Source organism: Stenotrophomonas sp. INTA L402-1 (assembly GCF_059295135.1).
This window is the reverse complement of sequence record NZ_JCAFWP010000041.1, coordinates 1-23,349: the sequence shown is the minus strand read 5'-3', so window position 1 is coordinate 23,349 and position 23,349 is coordinate 1. Positions and strand designations below refer to the sequence as shown.

At 66.5% G+C, this 23,349-nt stretch carries 24 protein-coding genes; 14 read left to right on the top strand and 10 right to left on the bottom strand.

Going from position 1 to position 23,349, the window contains the following annotated elements; translation table 11 throughout:
- Window positions 1-3: 3 nt before the first annotated feature.
- From AC5O77_RS18705 to AC5O77_RS18685, 5 genes are all read right to left on the bottom strand, one after another.
- Complete coding sequence (locus AC5O77_RS18705) at window positions 4-1,608, bottom strand: glucoamylase family protein (RefSeq protein WP_032129772.1); 1,605 nt, start codon at window positions 1,606-1,608, stop codon at window positions 4-6.
- 249 nt (window positions 1,609-1,857) lie between these two features.
- The gene (locus AC5O77_RS18700) at window positions 1,858-4,938 is read right to left on the bottom strand and encodes a TonB-dependent receptor (protein WP_478056942.1); all 3,081 of its coding nucleotides are present in this window, start codon (window positions 4,936-4,938) and stop codon (window positions 1,858-1,860) included.
- Window positions 4,939-5,014: 76 nt separating this feature from the next.
- Window positions 5,015-6,052, bottom strand: a complete 1,038-nt coding sequence (locus AC5O77_RS18695; protein WP_032129774.1) for a LacI family DNA-binding transcriptional regulator — start codon at window positions 6,050-6,052, stop codon at window positions 5,015-5,017.
- Between the two features lie 149 nt (window positions 6,053-6,201).
- On the bottom strand, window positions 6,202-6,477 hold the full coding sequence (locus tag AC5O77_RS18690; RefSeq protein ID WP_434060509.1) for a BolA family protein: 276 nt from the start codon (window positions 6,475-6,477) through the stop codon (window positions 6,202-6,204).
- Window positions 6,474-6,773 (bottom strand): YciI family protein, encoded by a 300-nt coding sequence (locus tag AC5O77_RS18685; protein WP_032129789.1) that lies wholly within the window; start codon window positions 6,771-6,773, stop codon window positions 6,474-6,476. The genes AC5O77_RS18690 and AC5O77_RS18685 overlap by 4 nt, the downstream gene beginning before the upstream one ends.
- A 375-nt stretch (window positions 6,774-7,148) precedes the next feature.
- Here AC5O77_RS18685 and AC5O77_RS18680 point away from each other — a divergent pair, with 375 nt between their 5' ends.
- Genes AC5O77_RS18680 through AC5O77_RS18670 form a run of 3 tightly spaced genes read left to right on the top strand, consistent with a single transcriptional unit; the run spans window position 7,149 to window position 10,558 of the window.
- Window positions 7,149-8,054, top strand: a complete 906-nt coding sequence (locus AC5O77_RS18680) for a segregation and condensation protein A (RefSeq protein WP_494507059.1) — start codon at window positions 7,149-7,151, stop codon at window positions 8,052-8,054.
- Between the two features lie 13 nt (window positions 8,055-8,067).
- A complete protein-coding gene (gene scpB / locus AC5O77_RS18675; RefSeq protein ID WP_478056943.1) occupies window positions 8,068-8,943 on the top strand; it encodes an SMC-Scp complex subunit ScpB in 876 nt (291 codons plus the stop codon).
- Entirely contained in the window at window positions 8,936-10,558 is a 1,623-nt protein-coding gene (locus AC5O77_RS18670) for a pseudouridine synthase (RefSeq protein ID WP_478056944.1), read from the top strand. Before scpB ends, AC5O77_RS18670 begins: the two co-directional genes overlap by 8 nt.
- A 116-nt stretch (window positions 10,559-10,674) precedes the next feature.
- Here the strand turns inward: AC5O77_RS18670 and AC5O77_RS18665 are convergent, their stop codons facing one another.
- On the bottom strand, window positions 10,675-11,463 hold the full coding sequence (locus AC5O77_RS18665; RefSeq protein ID WP_100468981.1) for an AraC family transcriptional regulator: 789 nt from the start codon (window positions 11,461-11,463) through the stop codon (window positions 10,675-10,677).
- 90 nt (window positions 11,464-11,553) lie between these two features.
- Here AC5O77_RS18665 and AC5O77_RS18660 point away from each other — a divergent pair, with 90 nt between their 5' ends.
- On the top strand, window positions 11,554-12,702 hold the full coding sequence (locus tag AC5O77_RS18660; RefSeq protein ID WP_494507058.1) for an MFS transporter: 1,149 nt from the start codon (window positions 11,554-11,556) through the stop codon (window positions 12,700-12,702).
- Window positions 12,703-12,786: 84 nt separating this feature from the next.
- Here AC5O77_RS18660 and AC5O77_RS18655 read toward each other — a convergent pair whose 3' ends face one another.
- Window positions 12,787-13,194 (bottom strand): hypothetical protein, encoded by a 408-nt coding sequence (locus AC5O77_RS18655; protein WP_010486702.1) that lies wholly within the window; start codon window positions 13,192-13,194, stop codon window positions 12,787-12,789.
- 354 nt (window positions 13,195-13,548) lie between these two features.
- Here AC5O77_RS18655 and AC5O77_RS18650 point away from each other — a divergent pair, with 354 nt between their 5' ends.
- Window positions 13,549-13,842 (top strand): hypothetical protein, encoded by a 294-nt coding sequence (locus tag AC5O77_RS18650; RefSeq protein ID WP_478056946.1) that lies wholly within the window; start codon window positions 13,549-13,551, stop codon window positions 13,840-13,842.
- Here AC5O77_RS18650 and AC5O77_RS18645 read toward each other — a convergent pair.
- From AC5O77_RS18645 to AC5O77_RS18635, 3 genes are all read right to left on the bottom strand, one after another.
- The gene (locus AC5O77_RS18645; protein ID WP_478056947.1) at window positions 13,829-14,263 is read right to left on the bottom strand and encodes a hypothetical protein; all 435 of its coding nucleotides are present in this window, start codon (window positions 14,261-14,263) and stop codon (window positions 13,829-13,831) included. The two genes, AC5O77_RS18650 and AC5O77_RS18645, sit on opposite strands and share 14 nt — an antisense overlap.
- Before the next feature lie 103 nt (window positions 14,264-14,366).
- Entirely contained in the window at window positions 14,367-15,173 is an 807-nt protein-coding gene (locus AC5O77_RS18640; protein WP_494507057.1) for an amidohydrolase, read from the bottom strand.
- A gap of 14 nt (window positions 15,174-15,187) precedes the next feature.
- Window positions 15,188-16,336 (bottom strand): pyridoxal phosphate-dependent aminotransferase, encoded by a 1,149-nt coding sequence (locus AC5O77_RS18635; protein WP_478056949.1) that lies wholly within the window; start codon window positions 16,334-16,336, stop codon window positions 15,188-15,190.
- 187 nt (window positions 16,337-16,523) lie between these two features.
- Here AC5O77_RS18635 and ccmA point away from each other — a divergent pair, with 187 nt between their 5' ends.
- Genes ccmA through AC5O77_RS18590 form a run of 9 tightly spaced genes read left to right on the top strand, consistent with a single transcriptional unit; the run spans window position 16,524 to window position 23,285 of the window.
- On the top strand, window positions 16,524-17,153 hold the full coding sequence (gene ccmA, locus AC5O77_RS18630; RefSeq protein WP_032129784.1) for a heme ABC exporter ATP-binding protein CcmA: 630 nt from the start codon (window positions 16,524-16,526) through the stop codon (window positions 17,151-17,153).
- A complete protein-coding gene (gene ccmB / locus AC5O77_RS18625; RefSeq protein WP_006456616.1) occupies window positions 17,150-17,845 on the top strand; it encodes a heme exporter protein CcmB in 696 nt (231 codons plus the stop codon). The genes ccmA and ccmB overlap by 4 nt, the downstream gene beginning before the upstream one ends.
- A 43-nt stretch (window positions 17,846-17,888) precedes the next feature.
- The gene (gene ccmC / locus AC5O77_RS18620) at window positions 17,889-18,659 is read left to right on the top strand and encodes a heme ABC transporter permease CcmC (RefSeq protein ID WP_049460760.1); all 771 of its coding nucleotides are present in this window, start codon (window positions 17,889-17,891) and stop codon (window positions 18,657-18,659) included.
- Complete coding sequence (locus tag AC5O77_RS18615) at window positions 18,656-18,844, top strand: heme exporter protein CcmD (RefSeq protein WP_032129786.1); 189 nt, start codon at window positions 18,656-18,658, stop codon at window positions 18,842-18,844. The genes ccmC and AC5O77_RS18615 overlap by 4 nt, the downstream gene beginning before the upstream one ends.
- Window positions 18,841-19,302: a cytochrome c maturation protein CcmE gene (gene ccmE / locus AC5O77_RS18610; RefSeq protein WP_032129787.1), complete on the top strand. Its 462-nt coding sequence runs from the start codon at window positions 18,841-18,843 to the stop codon at window positions 19,300-19,302. Before AC5O77_RS18615 ends, ccmE begins: the two co-directional genes overlap by 4 nt.
- The gene (locus AC5O77_RS18605; protein WP_317217054.1) at window positions 19,303-21,222 is read left to right on the top strand and encodes a heme lyase CcmF/NrfE family subunit; all 1,920 of its coding nucleotides are present in this window, start codon (window positions 19,303-19,305) and stop codon (window positions 21,220-21,222) included.
- Between the two features lie 8 nt (window positions 21,223-21,230).
- On the top strand, window positions 21,231-21,848 hold the full coding sequence (locus AC5O77_RS18600) for a DsbE family thiol:disulfide interchange protein (RefSeq protein ID WP_049423972.1): 618 nt from the start codon (window positions 21,231-21,233) through the stop codon (window positions 21,846-21,848).
- Window positions 21,849-21,852: 4 nt separating this feature from the next.
- A complete protein-coding gene (locus AC5O77_RS18595; RefSeq protein ID WP_049401127.1) occupies window positions 21,853-22,302 on the top strand; it encodes a cytochrome c-type biogenesis protein in 450 nt (149 codons plus the stop codon).
- Window positions 22,296-23,285: a tetratricopeptide repeat protein gene (locus AC5O77_RS18590; RefSeq protein WP_478056951.1), complete on the top strand. Its 990-nt coding sequence runs from the start codon at window positions 22,296-22,298 to the stop codon at window positions 23,283-23,285. The genes AC5O77_RS18595 and AC5O77_RS18590 overlap by 7 nt, the downstream gene beginning before the upstream one ends.
- Window positions 23,286-23,349 lie beyond the last annotated feature (64 nt).

Here is a 23,349-nt window from a genome sequence, read left to right as displayed (position 1 = left end):
GGGTTACTTGCCCTGGCCTGTATTGCGGTTGGCATTGTTCTTCTGTTCCTGCGCGGCAGCCGCGCGTGATTCGGCGATACCCACCGCGCGTGCCGCCGCGGCCTTTTCGTCTTTCTGCAGTTCCAGCGGCTGGAACGAACCTTCCGGTGCCAGCCAGCCACCGCTGAACCCGGCCCGTTCCAGGCCCTTGCGGATGTACGGGTTCTTCTTCATCACTTCCCAGACGAAGTCATCGCGGTAGTTGGCGATCATGGTCAGGATCGGGCCTTGGTCGATGGCGATGTAATCGCTGGCGACCCAGCCGCGATCCGGCACCAGGCGACCGGTCTTGATCGGGATGTCGTAGTTGAAGCTGGGGTTGAACGAATCCAGGAAACCGTAGCTGGAATAGATGTAGTCGCCGTAGCGCTTGTGCATTTCCAGCGTGGCCGGGATCACCTGCTCAGGCGCGAACACCACCGAGGCGATCGCGGCGGTGGGGGCAATGGTGCCGTCATCGAAGTTCTCGCGCAGGCCGGCGCCGCGCGAGGAGTAGTGGCGGAACTGGCGCTGCTCGCCGCGGTACTCCTGGGTGGTGTTCTGCGGGCCGTCGCTGGCGGTCAGGCCCCATACGTTCTCGCCATAGTCCTTCCACTGCATCGGGTTGGCGATGGCGTACTCGCGCTGGGCCAGGGCAGCCGAGCGGCTGTTGAGGAAGTAGGTGCTGCCGCGCTCGCGCATGTACGCGTCCTGGATGTCGCGGAAGTCGATCCAGACGTGGCTGTACTGGTGGCCGAACAGCGGGCCGAACGACAGGTATTCCTGGCCCTGGTACACGCCCCAGTCGTTGTCGTAGGTGCGTGTCCACACGGTCCACGCATCCGGGCTGACCGGGTGCGTTGGCGAACCCAGGGCGAGGATGTAGACCATCATCGCCTCGTTGTAGCCCATCCAGTCATGGTCGATGAAGCCACTCTCCGGGAACCAGCCCATCGAGATCAGCGGCGCACGCTGCTGCAGCCACGGCCAGTCGACCTTCTTGTACAGGGTGTCGGCGATCTGCCGGATTTCCTTCTCGCGCGGATCGTCGCCGTCGTAGTACGACTGTGCGAACAGCACGCCCATCATCAGCAGCGCGGTATCCACCGAGGACAGTTCAACCCAGCTGTCGTAGCGACGCCCTTCCTGCATGTCCAGGAAGTGGTAGTAGAAGCCCTTGTAGCCGGCCTTGCCGGTGCGCTGCGGCCCCATCGGCACGTCGCGGAAGAACTTCAGCGTGGTCAGGGTGCGGTCGATCGCCTGGTTGCGGCTGACCCAGCCGTTCTCGATGCCGATCGGATAGGCGGTCAGCGCAAAGCCGACCGAGGCGATGCTGGCGAACGGCCGCGACGGATAGCGGTCCGGGGTCAGGCCGTTGATCTCGTTGGTGGTATCCCAGAAGAACTGGAAGGTACGGCGCTCGATGTCATCGAACAGCGGCGGCAGCACCGGCTTCATCGGCCGCGGCGGTGCGTCGGCCTCGATCAGGATCACCGGCGGCCGCGGCTTGGCAGGTTCCTGCTGGGCCGGCTGGCAGGCGGCCACGGCCAGGCTCAACGCTGCGGCGGACAACAGATGGCGTGCCTGCATGGCGCGATTTCTCCGGTGGTCTGATCGATGGGAAAGCATACCGTCCAATGATCTGAAATCGTTTACAAGATGCGTTCTTAAAAAACCACGAAAAACGTGGTTTGACACCGCGATCATTGCCCATGCCGCTGCCCCCTGGCCGGCAGCGGCATGGGCAATGGACCGGCACGGGGCCGGCCATTGCCTTTTTTCATCCTGCCGATGCCGCCGGCGGACCGGCGGCATCGGATCGTGCATCTACATCCGGGCTTAGAAGCGGAAGCCGACCTCAGCCTTGACCTGGCGCGGCGTACCGATGATGTCGCCGGTCTCGTTGTAGCTGACCAGCAGCTTGCCGTCGCTCTTCACGTAGTTCAGCTTGGAGAAGTTGTCGAAGTTGAGCACGTTGATGATGTCGATACGGGCATACAGCTCGGTATCGCCGGCCAGCTTGAAGGTCTTGGTCGCCTGCAGATCCAGCGAGCGGTAGCCGAAGATCTTGCCGCCGAGCAGGAAGTGGCCGTTGCCCGACGGTGTGCCTGCAGCCGGGGTCGGCATGCAGTTCGAATTGCCGGCCTGGGCGATGCAGGACCAGTCGTTGCCCGGGGTCGGCGTGGCCAGGGTCAGCTTGCCACCGAAGGTGATGCCCCAGAAGCCGTCATACGAGCCGGTGACCACCAGGCGGTGGCGCGGCGCGCCGTTGGACTTGATGGTCGGGTATTCACCGATGGTGCCGCGATCGAACGAATAGTGCTCGTTGATGTTGCGGTTGTGGCGGGCATTGGTCCAGGTGTAGGCGATCGAGGTGCCCCAGCCGCTTTCCTTGCTGTACGGCTTCTGCGCCGACAGCAGGATCTGGGTGGAGCGGGTCTTGATGCCCTGCTGGCCGATGATCAGGCTGCCGAAGCCCGGGATGCTGCAGCCCCACGGCTGACCGTAGGTCGGCTCGTCAGCGCCGCACAGCATCTGGTTGTCGAAGAAATTGCCGTTGTTGAAGCGGTTGCCCAGCGTGTAGGCGAAGCCGTCGTAGGTCAGCGTGCGTGAAATCGTGGCATCGGTCAGCCACTCGCCGATCTGGTTGCTCATTCCGAGGCTGAACTGGTCGGAGTACGGCACCTTCATGTTGTTGTTCAGCAGATCGACTTCCATGCCTTCATTGCTGGTGGAACCCAGCAGTGCCTGCACGTTCTCGATGCCGTTCATCAGGTTCGGGTTCCAGTCAAAGCACGGGGTCTGTCCGTACATGCAGCTGCCGGTGGCCGGGTTGCGGAAGAACACGGTCGGCTGCGGCAATGCCAGCTTGGTGGTTTCCAGTGCCAGGTTGTCGAACAGGTCGCGATCATAGGACCGGCCGGCGCCACCATGGAACACGTGCTGCTCATCGGCGTTGACGTCATACGAGAAGCCCAGGCGCGGCTGCCAGGCATTCTTGAAATTCTTGCGATTGTGACCGGTGCTGATGTAGTCGTTGACGTTCAAACCACTGAGCGCCAGCGTCTGCGCATAGGTCTGGCCCGGAGGCGCATGCCTGTCCTGCGAGAACAATGCGTTCACAACCTCCGGCGGGGTCACGAAATCGGTATAGACCGGGTTCTTCTCGTAATCCCAGCGCAGGCCGATGTTCAGCTGCAGGTGGTCATTGACCTGCCAGTCGTCCTGGATGAACAAGCCGATCTGCTTGACCTTGGCGCGCACCTCGGACTGCACGCCGGTGACACCAGTACTGGCCTTGGTGAACTGCGCCTTGTAAGGGGTGCCGGAGGAGAAGGCAGGGTTGTCGATGGTGTAGAAGAACTGCGGATTGATCTGCGCGGCATCGGACGCGTACAGATCGATCTGCTTGTACTTGGCGCCCATCTTGATGGTGTGGTCGCCGGCCCACTGGAGGCCGTCCAGGGTCAGGTTATCCTCGATCGCCCAGCCCTTCTGGCCCTTCACCTGAGAGGCGAACGCATCGGCTGCGCCGATCTGGACGAGGGTCTTTTCCTGCGGGGTGTTCCGGTTCTTGTCACCAAAGTCCGGCGCGGTGTAGACGATACCGTTGCCGTAGGTCAGCGGCAGCGGATTGTTGAACGCCTCCTCATGGGTGACCATCAACTCGTTGTAGAAACGCTCACCGCTGTGGTTCCAGCGCAGCGCGTAACGGCGGTCGGTGTTGTCCACCACCTTGCCGTGCACCTTGGCGGTCTGGTCACTGAACTGCTGCTGGGTTTCGTCGCGGTCCTGGAAGGTCAGTTCGATGCGATCGTTATCGGTCGGCTCGAAGTCGATCTTGGCGAAGATCAGGTCCTGCTGGAACGGCTGGCTGGCCGGGCCCAGGCCGGCGGCACCGTCAGCGGGCAGATTGGCGGCCGACGCAGTCACCGCACCATCCGGCGCGATGGTCACCGGCAGGTCGAAGCGCTTGGCTTCATAGGTGACGAAGAAATGGGCCTTGTCCTTGATGATCGGGCCACCCAGCGCGAAGCCGTATTCCTTCTCGGCCGAGTCTTCCTTGCTCTTGCCCGGCTGGCGTTCGGCCGGGGTCATCGCACGCATGCTTTCGTTGGTATAACGGTAGAAGGTCTCACCCTTGAACTCGTTGGTACCCGACTTGGTCGCAGCCGTGATCGCGGCGCTGGACACCTGGCCGTACTCGGCCTTGTAGTTGCCGGTGATGACCTTGTACTCACCGATGGCCAGCTGCGGGAACGGGTTGCCCGCGCTGCCGGACTGGCCGGAGATGCCGCCACCCTTCACGTAGCTCTTCTGGCCCACACCATCGATATAGACGTTGGTGCCGTCGGAGTTGGTGGCACCGCCACGCAGCGAGGTGTTGCCCTTGGCATCGCGGGTGAAGATCATGCCCGGCACCGCGTCGGCGAACTCCAGGAAGTTGCGCGAGACCTGCGGCGTGGTCTGGATCTGCTGCAGGCTGACGGTCTTGCCGACTTCGGACGTGCGCACTTCCTGCAGCAGGGTCGGTGCGACAACGTTGACGGTGTCCAGGTTGGTGGCCGCGGTCGATCCCGGGGTGCTGCTGGCGGCACCGGCGAAGTTCAGGGTAGCAGTCGAGGCCACGGTGACGGTGACCTTCTGCGACTGGCCGTTGGCGACCACGTCATAGGTGCCCGGGTCCAGGCCCATCAGCGAGTAGCTGCCATCGGCACGGACGGTGCCGCGACGGACGGTGCCGGTGGCCAGGTTGGTGGCGGTCACTTCGGCGCCGGCCTGGGCGCCGGAAACCTGGCCGCGCAGGCTGGCATTGGCCGACTGCGCCATGACGTTCGGAGCAGCAGCCAGCATCAGGCAGCTGACCAGTGCGGTGCTCAGCAGCCGGCGCGCCGGCGTGCGGAAGGTGGTGTGCATCATCAACTCAATCTCCGGGTGGCGGTAACCGCTCGCGCGGTCCCTGCGATCAATCAAAAAAGAAGGAACGCCTCTGGCTTCAATGGCCCGATGGCGGAGTGGTGGAATCGCGAACTATCAAGCGGGGAACCAGGGTCTGCTTGTCCCCTGTCCCGTCCGTGGAGGTGCCGTCCATCAACTGCAGCAGGCGCGTCATGGCCCGGTCGCCGAGCTCGGCGATGCTGACCTGCATGGTGGTCAGCGACGGGTGGACGAAACGCGCCAGTGGAATGTCATCGAAACCCGCCAGGGCGACATCGGTCGGAACACGGACACCGGCCTGCGTGAATGCATACAGGCATCCCAGGGCCATCATGTCGTTGGCGGCGAACACGGCATCAGGCAGCGCTCCGGCTGCCAGCAACTCCTGACCGGCGCGATGGCCGGAAGCTTCGTCGAAATCACCGGGCAGCTCGATGCCCTCGGCGCCACCGCCAAAAGCCGCCAGCGCGTCACGGAAGCCGCGCAGGCGCTCGCGCGCGTCGAAGTTGAGATCCGGGCCAGAAATGAAAGCGATGCGACGGTGGCCGGCGTCAAGCAGATGGCGGGTCATCGCCATCGCACCGGCATGGTCGTCGATGCTCAGCACCGGGTGGTCCTGCCCGGGCAGATAGGTGTTGATCAACACCGTCGGCAACGACTGCGGCAGGTTGTCGGTCAGGAAACCGGGGCTCTCGGCATAGGGCGAGAGCACCAGCAGGCCGTCCACGCGGCCGCGCATGGCGCGCAGGGCCGCGCCCTGCTGCTCCTGGTCACCGTGGTAGCTGGACACCAGCAGGTGCTGGCGACGGCTACGGGCGACATTGTCGATGCCACGCATCAGTTCGGAGAAGAATTCGCCGTACAGGTCAGGCAGTACCACGCCCACCGTATTGGTGCGGCGGCTGCTCAGGCTGCGGGCGGCGGCGTGCGGGGTGTAACGCAGCCGTGCGGCCACCTCCAGCACAAGCTGGCGGACCGGTTCGGCGACATTTTCATGCCCGTTGAGCGCGCGGGAAACCGTGGCCACGGAGACCCGGGCTTCGCGAGCGACATCTTTGATTGTGATAGCTGCCTTGTTCACGAAGCCGCCCTCCACGGCTTGGACCTACCAGCATTGGCGCGGAATGTAAGCGTTTCCATCTGGGCTTGTAAACAGTCCGTTAGGCGAATGTCCCGAAATGGACATGGAAATCTGTCTGCAGCGAGCCCCCGCAGGAACCCGCCAGGACAGCGCGGGACAAGGGCTCAGCCCTGTTCTGACGGGGTCTGCGCGCGGATGGACAACGCGTGGATATCGGTCTCCATCATCGTCCCCAGCGCGGCGTACACCGCGCGATGCCGGGCCAGCGGGCCCAGGCCGGCGAAGCGTTCACTGACCACATGCACGTTGAAATGGCCGCGGCCATCGCGCGCACCGGCATGGCCGGCGTGGCGATGGCTGTCGTCCTCGATCTCGAGCACGCTCGGCGCCAGTGCATGCTGCAGCGCATCACGCATTCGCGAGATCCGTTCCGCGTTCACGGCAACACCTTCCGGAACGGTCGCACCTGCACGCGGGTGTAGACGCCGGCGGCCACGTACGGGTCGGCGTCGGCCCAGGCCTGTGCCTGCAGCAGCGACTCGAACTGCGCGATCACCACCGAGCCGCTGAAACCGGCCGGGCCGGGGTCTTCACTGTCCACCGCCGGGCAGGGGCCGGCCAGCAGCAGGCGTCCCTCGTCGCGCAGCGCGTGCAACCGCGCCAGGTGTTCCGGCCGCGCCTGCAGCCGCTGCGCCAGCACATCCTGGCCGTCATACCCTTCGATCACATACCACACCGGCATTTCCTCGCTTGCGTTGTCGGGTCCGCAGATTCTAGCCAATGCGGCCCCTGCCCCGGCCCGGCTGGACACTGGCGCAACAAAGGCTTACCCTAGACTCCATTGCACGTGGCTGGATGCAGCAGCCCGTCGGTTTTTGCGGCCAACGCAGCCCCCGACGACCGTCCCGCTGCTTCAAACCGGACCACCTGGCCGGGCCACGTAGACGACCTCCCCGTAGTTCCGTCGCTGCCGTTTCCTGCGGCGCGTCCTGCTGTTTGATATGTGTGGAATCGCGCCGATCCCGGCGTGTCTGGTGCCCTGGGGCTCCGTGGCGTTGGCCCGGCGAACCCGGTGCCGCGACTGGTCCGTTGCAATCCTGATGTCCATTAGATGACTTCCGAACTCGCGCTCGACGCGAACCCGCCAACCCGGCCGCCCGCCCCCCAGCAGCAGGAAATGCCGCTGGCCGTGGTGCATGGGCAACCGGTCCAGCAGATTCCGCAGGACCTGTACATTCCGCCGGACGCGCTGGAAGTCATCCTGGATGCCTTCGAAGGCCCGCTGGACCTGCTGCTGTACCTGATCCGCCGCCAGAACCTGGATGTCCTGGACATTCCCGTCGCCGAGATCACCCGGCAGTACGTGGAATACATCACCGTGATGCGCGAGCTGCGCTTCGAGCTGGCCGCCGAGTACCTGGTGATGGCCGCGATCCTGGCCGAGGTGAAGTCGCGCATGCTGCTGCCGCGCCCGGTCAGCGAGGAAGGCGATGAAGCCGACCCGCGCGCCGAGCTGGTGCGCCGGCTGCAGGAATACGAACGTTTCAAGCAGGCCGCCGAGGACATCGACGCCCTGCCCCGCCAGGACCGCGACACCAGCCTGGCCCATGCCTTCATGCCCGAACGCGCTACGGTGAAGCTGCCGCCGCCGGTAGACCTGAAGGAAATGCTGCTGGCCCTGCACGACGTGCTCAAGCGCGCCGAGCTGTTCAGCGGTCACGCCATCAAGCGCGAGGCGCTGAGCGTGCGGCAACGCATGGGCGAAGTGCTGGGACGCCTGGAAGATGGCAAGTTCTATCGTTTTGAAGGGCTGTTCACCGCTGAAGAAGGCAAGCTGGGCGTGCTGGTCACGTTCCTGGCGGTGCTGGAACTGGCCAAGGAACAGCTGCTGGACATCGTCCAGGAAGAACCGCTGGCGCCGATCTACGTGAAATCGCTGGCCGCCGGCAACACCAACGCCCCGCTGCAGTTCAGCAGCGAGTTCGACGACAACGACGCCGCCAATGCAGACGAGTGAGCGCTGACTGCCGATGGATCAATTGCTGATCAACCGCATTGTCGAGGGTGCCCTGCTGGCCTCCAGCCAGCCGCTCACCCTGGCCCAGCTGAAAGACCTGTTCCCGGAAGAGGAACCGGCACCGCCGGGCAGCATCGAACGCGCACTGGAACGCCTGCGCGAAGCCTGCGAAGGCCGCGGCGTGGAACTGGTCGAGGTCGCCTCCGGCTTCCGCTACCAGGTCACCGGCGAAGTGCATGGCTGGATCAGCCGGCTGTGGACCGAACGCAAGACCCGTTACACCCGCGCCACCCTGGAAACCCTGGCGCTGATCGCCTACCGGCAGCCGATCACCCGCGGCGAGATCGAGCAGGTGCGCGGCGTGGCGGTCAGCAGCAACATCATCCAGGCGCTGGAAGAACGCGAGTGGATCCGCGTGGTCGGCCACCGCGACGTACCCGGCAAGCCGGCGCTGTTCGGCACCACCAAGGGCTTTCTGGATTATTTCGGCCTGAAGCGATTGGATGAGCTGCCGCCACTGTCGGAACTGAAGGACCTGGGCGAGCTGGAACCCCAGCTGTCCCTGGACCGCGATGCACCGGCAACGGCAAGCGCCGACGGTCCTGACATCTCGGCCGGCGACGAAGGCGCTGCCGCGAACGATGATGCCGGCCTGGCCGGCAGTGACACCCCCGATTCCGCCGACGCAGCCCCTGCGGCGGCTTCCGATGAGCAAGCACCTTCGCCCCTCGATGATGGGCACCCCGATTCCGCGCCGGGCGAGCGCGCGGTGCCAGTGAACGAACGCGAAGACAACGCCGTCGCGATGACGACCGTGGCTGTTGACCAAGCCGATTCCGAACCAGAGGCCGACCTCGAAACCGTCGGCCGGAGCAAAACTGATGAGTGACACCCCTCGCAAGCTGTCGTTGAACAAGCTCTCGCTCAAGCGTGAAGCCACCTCCGAACAGTTCAAGTTGGAAGAACGCCTGCACAAGGTGCTGGCACAGGCCGGCCTTGGCTCGCGCCGCGCGCTGGAACAGCGCATCGCCGAAGGCCTGGTCAAGGTCAACGGTGAAGTCGCGCAGACCGGCATGTCGGTCAAGAGCGGCGACAAGATCGAGCTGGATGGCCGTGGCTTCGTCGCCACCGCCCTGGCCGAGCCGTCGCGCGTGCTGGTCTACAACAAGCCGGAAGGCGAAGTGACCACCCGCGATGATCCGGAAGGCCGCCCGACCGTGTTCGAATCGCTGCCGCCGCTGAAGGGCGCGCGCTGGATCGCGATCGGCCGCCTCGACATCAACACCACCGGCCTGCTGCTGGCCACCACCGACGGTGAACTGGCCAACGCCATGATGCACCCGTCGTTCGAGGTCGAACGCGAGTACGTGGTGCGCGTGCGTGCACCGGAAGGCGAGGAAAAGGTCTCCGACGCCATCGTCGACCGCCTCACCCGTGGCGTGGCACTGGAAGACGGCCCGGCCAAGTTCGACGAGATCGAACGCATCGGCGGCACCGATTCGCACGACTGGTTCCGCGTCGTGGTGAAGGAAGGCCGCAACCGCGAAGTGCGTCGCCTGTGGGAGTCGCAGGGCTGCCAGGTCAGCCGCCTGAAGCGCACCCGCTACGGCAAGGTGAGCCTGCCGCGCGAACTGGCCCGCGGCCATTCGGTGGAACTGGGCACCGCCCAGGTGGAAGCCCTGCGTGCGCAGCTGAAGCTGGAAGAAGGCGCACCGTCGGCACTGACCCTGCAGCCGGTGATCGGCCAGCGCCGTGCCGCCAAGACCACCGTGCGCGTGCGCGAAGGTGGCCGCGGCAACGCCTACGTCAACGGTCACAACACCGCTGACGAAGGCCGCGAGCTGCGTCGCTTCGACAACGTGCGCGAAGACCGCGGCCGTGGTCGCGGCGGCAAGGGTGGCGGCTTCAAGGGCGGCCTGACGGTCAGCGGTGAAGCGGCAGCCAAGCAGTCGCAGAAGCCGTTCAAGCAGCGTGCCCAGAAGAACGACCGTTCGCTGCCGGAAGGCAATCCGGCCGCGTTCCGCACCTGGTACGTGCCGGATGGCGTGAGCACCGGCCCGAGCGGCCATCGCAACGCCGGTCCGGGCGCACGCGGCCCCGGTGCCCGTGGTCCGGGTGCAGGCGGCCAGGGCCGTCCGTACGGCAAGCCGAAGGGCCCGGGCGCAGGCGCCGGTGGCGGCCAGGGCCGTGGCAGTTTCGGTGGTGAAGGCCGTGGCGGCGCAGGCGGCCAGGGTCGTCCGGCCGGTGCGGGCAACCGCTCGCAGGGCCAGGGCAACAAGCACCCGTACGGTCATCCTGGCAACGCCCCGAGCTTCCCGTCCGACCACGCCACGCCGGGCTTCAACCCGTATGGCAGCCCGAAGCCGGCACAGGGCGCCCGTCCGGGCGGTCGCGGTCCGGGCGGTGGCAACAACCGTGGCCCGGGCGGTAACCGTGGTCCCGGTGGTCCGGGTGGCAACCGCGGTCCGGGCGGCCCGCGCCGCAGCGGTCCGCGCGGCGGCTGATCAGCGATCCGACTGAAATGAAAAATCCCGGCTCCGGCCGGGGTTTTTCTTTAAAAAGGGGACGAAGGGGATTAAGTCGTTTTTGCCACGGCGTGTGTCGAAGGGGCGAAAGCGACTTAATCCCCTCCGTCCCCTTTTGCGTGGCGCTGGAACGCGGCGGGTGTGGTGCCGGTCATGCTGCGGAAGAAGGCGATGAACGGGCTCTCGGCGGAGAAGCCGGTGTCCTGCGCCACATGCGCGACGCGATGGCCGAGCAGCAGCAGCTCCATGGCCCGCATCAGGCGCCATTGCTGACGCCAGGCCTGGTAGCTCATGCCGGTATCGCGTTGCATCAACCGACCGACAGTACGCGCGCTCAGGCCCGTGCGCGCGGCCAGCTCCCCCAGTTCGGGCGGCAGCTGTTCGGCCAGCGGCAGACAACGTGCGATCCGCGGATCACGCGGCAGAGGCAGGTCCATCGGCGCCACCGGTGCAGCGACGATTTCCAGCACGCACAACGCCAGTTGATGGTGTGCGCGCGGCGACTGCCAGTCATGGTCGAACGGTGCCTGCGCGATCGGTTCCAGCAAGGCCTGCAGCAGCGGACCTACGCCGATGATGGCCGGCTGGCGGGGCAGCTGGGCCGACAGGGTGGCGTCGAAGTACAACGAACGGTAGTCGACCGCCTGGCGCATCTGCGCGCGATGGCGCAGCCCACCCGGAATCCACGCTGCGCGCGCGGGCGGCAGCAGGCTGACGCGATCACCATAGGTCAGGCGCGTACAGCCCTGCCGGGTGTACAGCAGCTGCGCACGCGCATGCTGGTGCCAACCCGAATCGTGATCCGCCAATGAGGCCGCGATACCCAGCACCGGAGCGCCCCAGGCATCGGCGTCGAAGTGTGCATCCGGCTGCAACCAGGCCATGTCTTATTTCATGTATTCGATGACAGGATATACAGAGTGCGCCATTGCGGACGCGACCACAATGCGCGGCCCTGTTCCTGGAGCGCCCGCATGTCGCGCCGCCTGTTGCTGCTCACCATTGCACTGCTGATGTTTCCGCAGTTGGCACAGACCCTGTACAGCCCGGCCCTGGCCGATCTGGCCGAACGCTTCGCCCTGCCGCCGAGTGCCGCCAGCCAGGCCATGAGCCTGTACCTGTTCGGCTTCGCTGCAGGCGTGCTGCTGTGGGGGCGCCTGGCCGATCGTATCGGTCGTCGCCCCGCCCTTCTCTGTGGCCTCGGCGTCTTCGCAGTGGCTGCACTGGGCGGGCTGATGGCTGGCAGCTTCGGCCAGGTGCTGCTGGCCCAGGCGTTGGCCGCAGTCGGCGCCGCCGCCGCTTCGGTGGTCACCCAGACCGTGCTGCGCGACCATCTGCAGGGGCCGGCATTGGCGCAGGCATTCTCCTGGATCGGCATGGCCCTCGCCCTGAGCCCGGCCATCGGTCTTGCACTGGGCACGCTGCTGGTCACCGCCAATGGCTATCTCGGCGTACAGTCCGGCCTGCTGCTGATAGCTGCCCTGCTGGCAGTCGCATGCCTGGCTGGCCTGCGCGAAAGCCGCCCTGCACAGATCCCGCACACGCTCATGCTGCCGCTGCTGCGGGAACTGCTGCGCGATCGCTGGATCTGGTCACACGCGTTGCTGGTGATGGCCTTCAACGTGGCGATGTACAGCTGGTATGCACTCGGCCCCTTCGTGTTTGCGCGCCTGCACTGGCCAGCCACCTGGTTCGGCGCCAGCGGCGCGGTGCTGGCATTGGGCTCGGCACTGGGCGCGTGGGGCAATGGCCGCCTGCTGCGTGCAGGCGTTGCCGCAACCACGCGCATCCGCATCGCCGCAGGCCTGGTTCTGACGGGAGGCCTGCTGGCCGCGCTGCTGCATGATCACCCTGCCCTGGTCGCGGCGCTGGTGCCGGTGGTGACGGGCTTCGGCCTTGCCATTCCCAATGTGCTCGGCCAGGCCCTGCGCGGCTATCCGCATTGTCTCGGCAGCGCAGGCGCGCTGTTCGGCCTGCTCTACTACCTGTTGATCGGTGCGGCAATGGCGCTGGTCGGTGCAGTGCAGCTGCTGGCACCGACCCTCATCGTGTGTGGCCTGCTGGCCTTGTGGCTGCAGCGGGATCGGTCAGTCGACGGCGGAAGGCCTGGCTGCCGATCGTAACGATGAAAGACTCGCTCCTGCTGCCACGCGGGCAGCAGGGGCCCCGGGGTCCCTGCCCCGGGGCCTGGATCAGCGAACAGCGGGTTACTGCACGTTGATCACTTCGTCCATCGGCGCGAGGAAGTTGCCAGGACTGTTGCGCGACGCCGAGATCACATAGGTCCCGGGTGTTGCGATGGTCGCGGTGCAATGGCGGATGGGCGTGGTGTTGCCACCGTCGTAATTGTCATTGGTACGGCACAGGAACTGACCATTGGCATAGACCGAGAAATTACTCGTTCCATCCACCTGGCCGCCGCCTGTGATGTAGATTTCCGACGGCGAGCCAGCCACACGCGGCAGGGTGCCGATCTCGAATCTGGCCGTCACCGGATGCGGCAACAGGCTAGGACACGGCACAACGAGCCCGCTGTCAGACAGGCAGACCTCGGCGTGGGCGATGGCGGGCGTGGCGATGAGGGCCACGAGCAGCACGGACGTTCTGAACTCCATTCCAGCGTCTCCAATGATCCCAGCAGAATCGCTGGGACGTCCCTGTTAGGCATTGTGGGGTTACTGCAGGGTCAAGGAAACGTAAATGCACTGCGCGCCCACAGCGTCGGATAGCTGCAGGACCCGCTCTGGGCGGTGCGTTGCACCGCCTCCACTGCGGTTGGCCCCTATCCCTGCCCGATGACTTCATGTCGATGCAGGATGCTCACCGCCGCGCGGCACTTTTCCGGCGCGGATCGACGCTCACACCGCATGTTAGGAATTGCTGCAAACACAAGGCATTGTGCGCCACGCCCGGAATTCACATCAGGGCGCTGGCTATCGTGCGCGCTCTCCCACACCAGGCAGATGCCCATGATCACCATTACCGCCGAACAGGCACGCGCCAACGCCGATGCCGCCAAGCGCCCGATCGAACTGTTCTACCGCGACCTCGACAACGCCATCCAGATCGGCTCGGAGAATGGCCGCCGCTATCTCGTGTTCGGCTTCAGCCAGGTGATGGCCAGCGAGCAGCTCGTCGAAGACGTGACCGCACAACTGCTCAAGAATGGTTTCGATGTCGAACGGTTGTTGAGCGATTCCGAACAGCACTACATCCGCATCAGCTGGGGATCTGCCGAGCCGTCGCGCCTCAGCGCCGGCTGAGGGTGAACGCGGTGCCGTCCACGCCCAGGTCCCAGCCCTTGCCGGTACCGGACAGGGCCAGCGAGATGTCGCCCTTGGTCATCACCTGCGCGTTGCTGGATTTCACCGCACCGGCGTGCGCACCCACCGAGGCGTAAGTACCCAGCAGTTCATTGACGCTGACCGCGCCGGTGAAGCTGCCACGCCCGTTGGTGATCTTCGACTTGCCCACGGTCAGGCCGCCGCCCTTCATCTGGATGCGCACCGGCATGCTGGCGCCGTTGCTGCAGGTGACCGTGCCATTGCCGGAGGCGGTCTTGTAGATCAGCGACCAGCCGGACAGGTTGTAGCGCAGCTGGCAATCGAGGTTGCCGGCGGCGTGCGCGGCCGGGGCCAGCAATGCGGCGGACAGGGCCAGCAGCAGGGCGAAGGACGTGTTCATGGCAGGACTTCCAGTTCGGTCGGACTGGCGGCGAATCTAGCAGCGCGCGCGTGCACGTTGGATGCAGGCACGCGTGCTGGTGCGGCGGCGTTCAGGCCATCGCTCAGGCCTGCTCGTCCAGGTGGAAGGCATCGGCATCAAGCATCGCCGGGAAGCGCGCGCGGTGTGCGGCCAGCGCCTCGGCCGAAATGGTGGTGGTGACCACCTGTTCGCGCTCGCGGATTTCCACCTGCGGCTGGCCGAGGAAATCCAGCACCGCGCTGTCACCCGCGTAATGCAGCTGGTTGCCATCGACGCCGACACGGTTCACCGCGGCAACGAAGCACAGGTTCTCGATCGCCCGCGCACGCAGCAGGGTCTTCCACGCATAGGCGCGCGCCGACGGCCAGTTGGCAACGAAGATCTGCAGGTCGAAATCCAGCTGCTGCGGACGCTCCACGTTGTAGCGGTTGCGGCAGAACACCGGGAAACGCAGGTCGTAGCAGACCTGCGGATTGATTCGCCAGCCTTTCCATTCCACGCTCAGGCGCTCTCGGCCGGCGGCATAGCGTTCGTGTTCACCGCCGTAGCGGAACAGGTGGCGCTTGTCGTAGGACTGCAGCCCGCCATCGGGCGTGGCGAACAACAGGCGGTTGTAGACGCCCTCGCCCTCGCGCAGCTGCACGCTGCCGATCACCGCCGCGTCCAGCGCCTTGGCCTGTTCGCGCACCCAGGCCACGGTCGGGCCGTCCATGTCTTCGGCCTGGGCGATGGCTTCATTGGAGAAACCACTGGTGAAGGTCTCCGGCAGGATCACCAGATCGGTGTTGCCGGCCAGCGGTGCCAGCAGCGCGCCGTAGTACTCACGGTTGCCCGCCGGGTCATGCCAGCGGGTGTCGCCCTGGACGAGGGAAATGCGCAGGTCCTGCATGTTCACGCCTCCGCTCAGAGCAGGCGCAGGCGTTCGATCGCCGCGTCCATCGTTGCTTCATTCTTGGCGAAGCACAGGCGCACCAGGCGCTGGCCGGCCGGCGGATTTTCGTAGAACGGCGACAGCGGAATGGCAGTGACGCCCTTCTCGATGGTCAGCCACTTCACGAACTCATGGTCCGGCAGGTCGCTGATGGCCGAGTAGTCGACCAGCTGGAAATAGCCGCCCGGCACCGGCAGCGCCTTCAGCCGGGTGCTGGCCAGCTGCTCGCGGAAGCGGTCGCGCTTGGCCTGGTAGAACGCACCCAGCTCCAGGTGGTGTTCGGGCTCATCGCGGATCATCGCGGCGAAGCCGTACTGCGCAGGGCCGAAGCTGGTGAAGGTGTTGTACTGGTGCACCTTGCGGAACTCGGCGGTCAGCGCCGGCGGGGCGATCGCATAGCCGATCTTCCAGCCAGTGCAGTGGTAGGTCTTGCCGAAACTGGAGATGACGAACGCGCGCTCGCGCAGTTCCGAGTAGCGCAGCGCCGACTCGTGGCGGCGACCGTCATAGATGATGTGTTCGTACACCTCATCGGAGATCAGGTAGATCTGCGTGCCACGCAGCAGCTCGGCCAGTGCCTGCATGTCCTGTGCCGACAGCATCGCGCCGGACGGGTTGTGCGGGGTGTTGACGATCAGCATGCGTGTGCGCGGGGTGATCGCAGCACGCACGCGGTCCCAGTCGACGGCGAAGGTCTGCGGATCCAGCGACACGTGCACGGCCTTGGCGCCGGCCAGATCGATCGCCGGTTCATAGCAGTCATACGCCGGGTCGAGCACGATCACTTCCTCGCCCGCACGCACCACGGCATGGATGGCGTTGAAGATGGCCTCGGTGCCGCCGCTGGTGACGGTGATTTCGCTGTCCGCGTCGACCTGCGCGCCGTAGCAGTCCAACGCCTTCTGCGCGATGGCCTGGCGCAGCGGCGCCACACCGGTCATCGGCGGGTACTGGTTCAGCCCGGCGGCCATCGCCCTGGCGGTTTCATCGATCAGGCGCTGCGGTGCGGAAAAGTCCGGGAACCCCTGACCGAGGTTGACTGCGCCGTGTTCGGCGGCGAGCTGGGACATCACGGTGAAGATCGTGGTACCGACCTTGGGCAGCTTGGTGGTGGGTTGCATCGGCCTGGGGATATGGGGAGACAGGCCCCTGAGTTTACGCAATCCCTGCTTCGGTAGTGCCGGCCGCTGGCCGGCAACCCCAGGCAATCTGCGACGCTGGGTCGCACCTGCCGGCCAGCGGCCGGTACTACCCTGTGAATTCACCGCTACAATTGCCGCCGCACTCCGGCATGAAGACCTTTGCCCCTTGAACACCCCTGCATTGCTGGCCGCCAGCGGCCTGAGCTTTTCCCGCAATGACGAGCCGGTGTTCGGCCCGCTGGACTTCCATGTGGACGCCGGCGAAGCCCTGCTGGTGCAGGGCGGCAATGGCGCCGGCAAAACCACCCTGCTGCGCGTGCTGGCGGGCCTGGCCCGGCCTGGTGCCGGGCAGGTGCAGATCGATGGCAGGCCGGCCGGCAATGCCGAGCGCGCGCGTTACGTCGCCTACCTCAGCCACCTGCCCGCATTGAAGCCCGATCTGGACACGCTGGAGAACCTGCACTTCCTGTGCGGCCTGCACGGACGGCGTGCGCGGCAGATGCCGGGCAACGCGCTGGCCATCGTCGGCCTGGCCGGTTATGAGGACACTCTCGTTCGGCATCTGTCCGCCGGACAGAAGCGGCGGCTGGCACTGGCACGCATCTGGCTGTCACCGGCGCCGTTGTGGCTGCTCGACGAACCCTATGCCAACCTCGACCTGGAGGGCATCACCCTGGTCAACCGGATGATTTCCGCGCATCTGCGTGCCGGCGGCGCTGCACTGGTCACCACCCACGGCGCCTATGCCGCACCGCCGGTGCGTACCCGCCAGCTCGACCTCGGCGGTACCGCATGATCGCGCCAGGCACCGAACCGGGCCTCTGGCAGACCGCGGGCGCCCTGCTCAAGCGCGACCTGCGCCTGCTCTGGCGCCGCCGCGGCGATGCGCTGCAGCCGCTGCTGTTCGCGGTACTGGTGGTGGTGCTGTTCGCGCTCGCCCAAGGCCGCGAACCGCAACTACTGGCCGCCACCGCCGGCGCGGTGCTGTGGCTGGCGGTACTGCTGGCCGGCCAGCTGTCGCTGGATTCGCTGTTCCGCTCCGATGCCGAAGACGGCTCGCTGGAGCAATGGCTGCTGGCGCCGGTGCCGCTGGCCTGGCTGGTGCTGGTGCGCGTGCTGCTGCACTGGGCCACCACTGCGCTGCCGCTGATCGTGGTCAGCCCGTTGCTGGCGGAAATGCTGCATCTGCCGCATGACCAGCTGCCGATGTTGCTGGCATCGTTGCTGCTGGGAACACCGTTGCTGAGCCTGATCGGTGGCGTGGTCGCTGCACTGACCGTAGGCATCCGGCGCTCTGGTATTCTCGTGGCGTTGCTGTCGTTGCCGCTGTACGTGCCGGTGCTGGTGTTCGGTGCAGGCAGCCTGGCAGCGGCGGGACGCGGACAGGATCCGGTCGGTGCGCTGCTGATGCTGGGCGCCGGCCTGCTGGTCGCGCTGGTGCTGGCGCCGTTGGCCACCGCTGCTGCAATACGTATTTCTCTGAGTTGACCGAGCTGAGAGCCAATCCACCCCTGCTGGATAGCCGCCACGCATGAATCCGATTGTCCGCTGGTTCCACCAACTCGGTTCGCCCCCCACGTTCGACCGATTCGCTGCCCGCTGGTCGCGGGTGTTCTACCTCGCGGCGGTCCCGGTGCTGCTGGTCGGCATGTGGCAGGCGCTGCTGGTGGTGCCGCCGGAAGCCAAGCAGCTGGACAGCTTCCGCATCCTCTACATCCACGTGCCCAGCGCCTGGATGAGCCTGTTCGTGTTCGCGCTGATGGCGCTGTATGCCGCCATCGCCCTGATCTGGCGGATCAAGGTCTGCGAGATCCTGGCCATGGCCTGCGCACCGATGGGTGCCGGTTTCACCCTGATCACCCTGCTCACCGGCAGCATCTGGGGCAAGGGTACCTGGGGCACCTGGTGGGACTGGGACCCGCGCATGACCAGTGAGCTGGTGCTGCTGTTCCTGTACCTGGGCGTGATCGGCCTGTATCACGCCATCGAAGACCGCCGCAGCGCCGCACGCGCAGCCGGCCTGCTGGCCATCGTCGGAGTCAGCCTGCTGCCGGTGATCCGCTATTCGGTGGACTGGTGGGGCGGCCTGCACCAGCGCCAGTCGATCAACGTGTTCGGTGAATCGGCGATCAGCAGCGCGATGATCGCGCCACTGTGGTGGATGGTGATCGGCACCAAGTTCTGGTTCGCTGGTTCGGTGCTGGCCAAGGCCCGCGCCGACAATCTCGACCGCGAGGCCGGCAAGGCCTGGGTCGGTGGTCGCGTCGATGCCGCACGTGCGGCCGGGGAGGCCCAATCATGACCCACCTGCCCTATGTGATCGGCGCCTACGCCGTGTTCGTGCTGGTACTCGGCGCCGATGCCATCGGTTCGTGGCTGCGCCTGCGCGTGGCACGCCGGTTGGCGCTGGCACGCCAGCAGCGGCAGCAGACCCGCGCCGTCAAACAGGACGCTGCGGCGCCGCTGTCGACGGAGCTGGAACGATGACGCCGGTACAACGTCGCCGCCTGGTCTGGGTGCTGCTGGCCCTGCTCGCCTCCGGGCTGGCCACCGCGCTGGTGGCGATGGCGCTGGAACGCAACATCGCCTACCTGTACACGCCTTCGGAAGTGCTGCGCGGCGATGTCGATGCGCAGTCGCGGTTCCGCCTGGGCGGCATGGTGGTGAAGGGCTCCTTCAACCGCCCGGTCGGTTCGCTGGAAGCACGTTTTGAAGTGACCGACGGCGATGCCCAGCTGGCGGTGACCACGTCGCGGATCCTGCCGGACATGTTCGCCGAAGGCACCGCGGTGGTCGCCAGTGGCCGCCTGCAGGACGATGTGTTCGTCGCCGACGAGGTGCTGGCCAAGCACGATGAGAAGTATGTGCCCAAGGAAGTGGCCGACAAGATGGGCGACGCCCATCGCAAGCATGACGTGCCGGTGACGGCACCCGAGGTGCGCTGAGTGCTGCCCGAACTGGGTCAGATCCTGCTGTTGTGCGCGCTGCTGGCCTCGCTGCTGCAGGCCGGGCTGCCGCTGGTCGGCGCGCATCGCGGCAACACGGCATGGATGGCGGTGGCACGGCCAGCCGCCTTCGCACAGCTGCTGCTGCTCGCCGGCGCCTTCGCGATGCTCACCGCCGCGTTCGTGCAGCAGGACTTCTCGGTGCGCTACGTGGCCGAGAACTCCAATTCGCTGCTGCCGATGATCTACCGCTACTCGGCGGTGTGGGGCGCGCACGAGGGCTCACTGCTGATGTGGGCACTGGTGCTGGCGCTGTGGACCGGCGCGGTGGCGCTGTTCTCGCGGCACCTGCCGGCACCGGTGCAGGCGCGTGTACTGGCGGTGATGGGCATCGTCAGCGTCGGATTCCTCGCCTTCCTGATCTTCACCTCCAATCCGTTCCTGCGCCTGAATCCGGCCCCGCTGGAAGGCCGTGATCTCAACCCGCTGCTGCAGGACCCGGGCCTGATCATCCATCCGCCGATGCTGTACATCGGTTACGTGGGCTTTGCTGTGCCGTTCGCGTTCGCGGTGGCGGCACTGCTGGAAGGCCGCGTCGACGCGCGCTGGCTGCGCTGGACGCGGCCGTGGACCAACGTCGCCTGGGGCTTCCTGACCCTGGGTATCGCGCTGGGCAGCTGGTGGGCGTATTACGAGCTGGGCTGGGGCGGCTGGTGGTTCTGGGACCCGGTGGAAAATGCCAGCTTCATGCCGTGGCTGGTCGGTGCGGCACTGATCCATTCGCAGGCGGTCACTGAGAAGCGCGGCACTTTCGGCAGCTGGACCCTGCTGCTGGCGATCGCCGCCTTCGCGCTGTCGCTGCTCGGCACCTTCCTGGTGCGCTCCGGTGTGCTGACCAGCGTGCATTCGTTCGCTGCAGATCCGTCGCGCGGCCTGTTCATCCTGGTGTTCCTGTCGGTGCTGGTCGGCGGCAGCCTGCTGTTGTACGCGCTGCGTGCCAGCCAGCTCAGCGTGGACGCCGACGATCCGCGCCGTGGCTTCACCGCCACCTCGCGCGAGACCCTGCTGCTGGCCAACAACCTGCTGCTGGCCACCGCCTGCGCGATGGTGCTGCTCGGCACGCTGTACCCGCTGCTGGCCGATGCGCTGTCGCTGGGCAAGATCTCGGTCGGCCCGCCCTACTTCGGCAGCCTGTTCCTGCTGCTGATGACGCCGATGATCCTGCTGCTGCCGTTCGGCCCGCTGGTGAAGTGGCAACGCGACCAGCCCTCGCGCGCGTTCGCGCTGCTGGCACCCTGGCTGGGGCTGGCGGTGCTGCTGGGTGCGCTGGCCTGGTGGCAGGCGCCGCAGAACGGCTGGAAGGCCGGTCTCGGTGTCGCTGCCGCGGTCTGGGTCGGCTTCGGTACCGCACGCTTCGTCTGGCAACGACTGCGCGGCAACGGCCGCTTCACCGCCGAGATGCTCGGGATGATCGTCGCCCACGCCGGCATCGCCGTGTTCCTGGCCGGTGCGCTGCTGGTGGAAGCACTGAACGTACAGCGTGAAGTGGCGCTGGCACCGGGCCAACAGGTGGTGGTCGGCCGCCACGAGGTGCGCTTCGAGGGCGTGGACCATCGTGAAGGACCGAACTTCATCGCCGACCGCGGCCACCTGCGCGTGTTCCGCAACGGCCGCGAGCTGGCCCTGCTGCATCCGGAAAAGCGCCAGTACGCCAGCGGCGGCCAGGTGATGACCGAGGCCGGCATCGATGCACGCCTCGATGGTGATGTCTACGTGGCATTGGGCGAGCCGCTGGGCAACAATGCATGGGCGGTCCGGGTGCACATCAAGCCGTTCGTGCGCTGGATCTGGCTGGGCGCGCTGTTGATGGCCCTGGGCGGATTCATCACCGCCGCCGACCGCCGTTTCCGTCGTCCGTAGGAGTTCCCATGTCCGAGTCCCCCACCCCGCGCCCCTCCCGCCCGCTGCCGCCGGTAGCCATCGTGATCGGCGTGCTGTTCTTCTTCGGCCTGCTCGGGCTGATGATCTACGGGGTGATGAAATCGGGTGATCCGCAGCGCGACGTGCTGCCATCGGCGCTGATCGACAAGCCGGCGCCGGCGTTCGCGCTGCCGGTGCTGCACGACCCGGAAATGATCGTGCACAGCGACGAACTGCGCGGCGCGCCTTACCTGTTGAACGTGTGGGGCAGCTGGTGCGCGGCCTGCCGCGAGGAACACCCGGTGCTGACCCGTTTCGCCGAGAGCAAGCGCGTGCGCGTGATCGGCTACAACTGGAAGGATGAACCGACCGATGCCCTGCATTGGCTGGAACAGCTGGGCAACCCGTTCATGGTCGTGCTCAGCGACGTGGAAGGCCGCACCGCGATCGACTGGGGCGTGACCGCGGCACCTGAAACCTTCCTGGTCGATGGCAGCGGTGTCGTGCGCTGGAAGTACAGCGGTGCGATGACCCAGCGCGTGGTCGACGAGAAGCTGATCCCGGCACTGGAGAAGATCGAGAAGGCCCAGGGCAATGCCGGCAGCACGCTGCACACGGCGCCCTGAGCCCATGCGCTGGCTGCTGGCATTGCTGCTTCTGATGCTGCCCCTGGCCGTGCTGGCACAGCAGCCGTTGCATGATCCGCAGCCACTGCAGTTCCGTGATGGCGCCGAAGAACGCCGCTTCCATGACCTTGCCGCGCAGCTGCGCTGCGTGCAGTGCCAGAACCAGTCGTTGGCCGACTCGAACGCGCAGATCGCCCAGGACCTGCGCCGAGAGGTGCTGCAGCTGATGCAGCAAGGCCACGACGACGCCCAGATCAAGCAGTTCCTGGTCGCGCGCTACGGTGAGTTCGTGCTCTATCAACCGCCTCTGCAGCCGGGCACCTGGCTGCTGTGGGGCGGTCCGCTGCTGGTGCTGGGCGCCGGCGCGCTGGTGGTACTGGGCATCGTCCGCCGCCGTGGCCGCACGGTTGCTGCCGCCCCCGCCAGCAAGACCGATGAAGGAGACGGATGGTGAGCCATTGGCTGCCGATGCTGGCTGGACTGGTGGCCGCACTGATGGCGGCGCTGGTGCTGTGGCCGCTGCGCCACCACGGTCGCCGCGGTTTCGTGGTGGGCGTGCTCGCGCTGGGCGTGGCCGGTGCCTGCCTGTATCTGCTGGTTGGTGATCCGCGTGCAGCACAGGTACAACCAACCCCGTCGGTAGCCACCCTGCGCGATGGCGTGCAGGCCCTGCAGGATGCACTGAAGCGAGACCCGCAGCGAGCCGATGGCTGGACGCTGCTGGGCCGGTCGCAGGCCGAACTGGGCAACGCCGCAGCCGCAGCGGATGCCTTCGCACGTGCTGCCGCTCTCGCCCCGGAAGACCCCGGCGTGCTGGTGGAAGCGGCGCAGGCACGTGCGCAGGCCGATGCCGGCAAGCAGTTCGATGACACCGCGATGGCCTGGTTGCAGCAGGCTCGTGCGCTGGCGCCCGATGCAGAGCGCGCCAGCTGGCTGCTGGGCATCGCCCTGCGCCAGCGCGGAAAGAATGCCGAGGCTGCCGACATCTGGAGCGGCCTGCTGCCACGGCTTGAGCCCGGCGCCGCGCAGGCGCTGCAGGCGCAGATCGCCATCGCCCGCGAAGCCGCCGGCCAGGCGCCTGATGCTGCCGCTGCGGCGCCACCGGCGCTGCTGCAGGTGCGCGTGCAACTGCCTGCGCTGAACAACGCCGAGTGGCCCGCCAGCACCCAGGTATTCGTGCTGGCCCGCGCCGTGGGTGGACCGCCGATGCCGGTGGCCGCACGCAAGCTGCCTCTGGCCGGTTTCCCGGCCACGGTCGGGCTGGGCGACGCAGACAGCCCGATGCCGACCGCACCGTTGTCCGCGCATCGCGAAGTGGAAGTGCTGGCACGCATCTCGCGCAGCGGCAGTGCCAACCGCGGCGAGGACGATCTGCAGAGCGTGCCGGTGAAGGTGAGCCTGCCGCATGAAGGCGTGGTGGAGCTGCGGTTCCCGTAGTGCCGGCCGCTGGCCGGCAACCACGCGGGCGCATCCAGATTCATGCTGTCTCTTATAAACATCT

What these genes read in the sequence shown, in the direction of transcription:
- AC5O77_RS18705 (WP_032129772.1), bottom strand. Translation starts at nt 1,608, where the DNA reads ATGCAGGCACGCCATCTGTTGTCCGCCGCAGCGTTGAGCCTGGCCGTG.
- AC5O77_RS18700 (WP_478056942.1), bottom strand. Translation starts at nt 4,938, where the DNA reads ATGATGCACACCACCTTCCGCACGCCGGCGCGCCGGCTGCTGAGCACC.
- AC5O77_RS18680 (WP_494507059.1), top strand. Translation starts at nt 7,149, where the DNA reads ATGACTTCCGAACTCGCGCTCGACGCGAACCCGCCAACCCGGCCGCCC.
- scpB (WP_478056943.1), top strand. Translation starts at nt 8,068, where the DNA reads ATGGATCAATTGCTGATCAACCGCATTGTCGAGGGTGCCCTGCTGGCC.
- AC5O77_RS18670 (WP_478056944.1), top strand. Translation starts at nt 8,936, where the DNA reads ATGAGTGACACCCCTCGCAAGCTGTCGTTGAACAAGCTCTCGCTCAAG.
- AC5O77_RS18665 (WP_100468981.1), bottom strand. Translation starts at nt 11,463, where the DNA reads ATGGCCTGGTTGCAGCCGGATGCACACTTCGACGCCGATGCCTGGGGC.
- AC5O77_RS18660 (WP_494507058.1), top strand. Translation starts at nt 11,554, where the DNA reads ATGTCGCGCCGCCTGTTGCTGCTCACCATTGCACTGCTGATGTTTCCG.
- AC5O77_RS18655 (WP_010486702.1), bottom strand. Translation starts at nt 13,194, where the DNA reads ATGGAGTTCAGAACGTCCGTGCTGCTCGTGGCCCTCATCGCCACGCCC.
- AC5O77_RS18650 (WP_478056946.1), top strand. Translation starts at nt 13,549, where the DNA reads ATGATCACCATTACCGCCGAACAGGCACGCGCCAACGCCGATGCCGCC.
- AC5O77_RS18645 (WP_478056947.1), bottom strand. Translation starts at nt 14,263, where the DNA reads ATGAACACGTCCTTCGCCCTGCTGCTGGCCCTGTCCGCCGCATTGCTG.
- AC5O77_RS18640 (WP_494507057.1), bottom strand. Translation starts at nt 15,173, where the DNA reads ATGCAGGACCTGCGCATTTCCCTCGTCCAGGGCGACACCCGCTGGCAT.
- AC5O77_RS18635 (WP_478056949.1), bottom strand. Translation starts at nt 16,336, where the DNA reads ATGCAACCCACCACCAAGCTGCCCAAGGTCGGTACCACGATCTTCACC.
- ccmB (WP_006456616.1), top strand. Translation starts at nt 17,150, where the DNA reads ATGATCGCGCCAGGCACCGAACCGGGCCTCTGGCAGACCGCGGGCGCC.
- ccmC (WP_049460760.1), top strand. Translation starts at nt 17,889, where the DNA reads ATGAATCCGATTGTCCGCTGGTTCCACCAACTCGGTTCGCCCCCCACG.
- AC5O77_RS18615 (WP_032129786.1), top strand. Translation starts at nt 18,656, where the DNA reads ATGACCCACCTGCCCTATGTGATCGGCGCCTACGCCGTGTTCGTGCTG.
- ccmE (WP_032129787.1), top strand. Translation starts at nt 18,841, where the DNA reads ATGACGCCGGTACAACGTCGCCGCCTGGTCTGGGTGCTGCTGGCCCTG.
- AC5O77_RS18600 (WP_049423972.1), top strand. Translation starts at nt 21,231, where the DNA reads ATGTCCGAGTCCCCCACCCCGCGCCCCTCCCGCCCGCTGCCGCCGGTA.
- AC5O77_RS18595 (WP_049401127.1), top strand. Translation starts at nt 21,853, where the DNA reads ATGCGCTGGCTGCTGGCATTGCTGCTTCTGATGCTGCCCCTGGCCGTG.
- AC5O77_RS18590 (WP_478056951.1), top strand. Translation starts at nt 22,296, where the DNA reads ATGGTGAGCCATTGGCTGCCGATGCTGGCTGGACTGGTGGCCGCACTG.